This window comes from Gryllotalpicola sp. CP2-P1 (assembly GCF_057512245.1).
Genome location: NZ_JBLRDT010000350.1, coordinates 1 through 1,586, shown reverse-complemented (window position 1 = coordinate 1,586; position 1,586 = coordinate 1). Strand labels below are relative to the sequence as shown.

The 1,586-nt window shown below is 71.7% G+C and carries 1 protein-coding gene and 1 pseudogene; both read right to left on the bottom strand.

What is annotated here, in order from left to right; translation table 11 throughout:
- A pseudogene (locus ACM2XV_RS15105) lies at positions 1–207 on the bottom strand (hypothetical protein); the annotation flags it as partial.
- A gap of 23 nt (positions 208–230) precedes the next feature.
- Positions 231–1,535, bottom strand: coding sequence for an alpha/beta fold hydrolase (locus ACM2XV_RS15100; RefSeq protein WP_344776353.1), 1,305 nt, complete (start codon positions 1,533–1,535; stop codon positions 231–233).
- Between the last annotated feature and the right edge of the window lie 51 nt (positions 1,536–1,586).

Here is a 1,586-nt window from a genome sequence, read left to right as displayed (position 1 = left end):
CGCGACGGGGTGCAGCCGCCCGGCGCGGGGAACGAGCTTTGCGGGATCTGCGCCCTCGAGATCGCGATACGAGACGAAGCCGCTGCCGCCGGGGAAGGTGCCGAGCCACAAGGGACCGATTCGCGTCACGGCGGCGGCGCCGCGCATCTCCGCTTCGGTGCGCAGCTCGCGGTCATAGGCGGCGACAAGGTGTGCCGTCGCTCGCATCACGGAGGGCATCTTCGCACGACTCACGGCCGGGCCCCGCCCGCGTCGTCCAGCATGGCGTGCAGGCGCTCGAACACGTCGCCGTTGCGCAGGCCGTCGTGCTCGAACTCGTTGGTGACCCACGCGTGGAGATTGCCGACCGACTTGGCGGTGTCGAGCTGCAGGCCGGAGTCGACGTACATGTCGTCGAAGTAGACCGCCGCGAAGACCGGCACTTCGTTGGCGGCGAGCCGATCGAGGTCGTAGAGCACCGGCCACTCGGTGCGCTCGTGCATGACGTGCGCCGCCGCCTCGAACGGCCGCAGCGCGGCGAGCTCGGCGAACTGCCAGGGGTAGATCATCTCGCCGGTGAAGAGCAGGGGCCGGGCGGATTCCGCGAACTGCGGCAGCTCGTCGCGCACGGTCTGGGCGGCCCATGCGCTCGCACCCGCCTCTGGGCCGCTCAGGTAGATGGCCTCCTGCAGCACCGCATAGAGCGGGTTCGTCGTGAACGAGGTGGCGTCGGCCACCTGGGCGAGGAAACCGGCGTCGAACTCGTCGCCCGACGCGTCGAACGCCTCGTCGAGCAGCCAATGCAGCTGCTCGTAGCCGGGATGCTTCATGCCGAAGCCCATTCCGAGGGTCTGGAACCGGCGCACGGTCAGCAGATCGCCGTCGGGCAGCACCGCCGGCTCGACCGCGAGCCTCTCGGCGATGCGCTCGACGACTGCCCCGTCACCGGGGTAGCGGCGGCGGTACTCGGCGTTCTTCGCCTCGACGCGCGGGTAGGTGCGCCGGTAGACGATCTCGGCGCCGTTGCGGGCCACCGATGAGAGGCCGCCCGTGACGAGGCAGGCCGCGAGCCCGTCCGGGGCGAGCGAGAGGTAGCTCAGGGTGAGGAATCCCCCGTAGCTCTGCCCCAGCGTCGTCCAGCGCCGCGCACCGAATTCGTGCTGCCGCAGGTGCTCGGCGTCGCGCACGATCGAATCCGCTCGGAAGTGCGCGAGGTGGTCGGCCGCGGCCTGCGCCGACGGGAAGCGTGAGATCGTGCGCCCGTCGATCCGGGTGCTGCGGCCCGTGCCGCGCTGGTCGAGCAGCACGACGCGGTAGCGCTTGAGCGCCTCGGCGACCCAGCCCGACGCCGACAGCGGGCGCGGGCCCTTGCCGCCGGGGCCGCCCTGCAGGAAGAGCAGGTAGGGCAGGTCGTCGCGGCGCCTCGTCGGCGCGACCAGCTCGCGGGCGAAGACCGTGAGCTCGCCGGCATCCGGTCGATCCCAGTCCAGCGGCACCACGACCTCGTGGTCGCGCACGTGCAGTCCCGGAATCGTGTACTCGGCGGTGACGGTCATGCCCCCAGCCTGCCAGCGTCACCGCCCACGACGTGCGCGCAGTGGCCGGGC

What these genes read in the sequence shown, in the direction of transcription:
- ACM2XV_RS15100 (WP_344776353.1), bottom strand. Translation starts at nt 1,535, where the DNA reads ATGACCGTCACCGCCGAGTACACGATTCCGGGACTGCACGTGCGCGAC.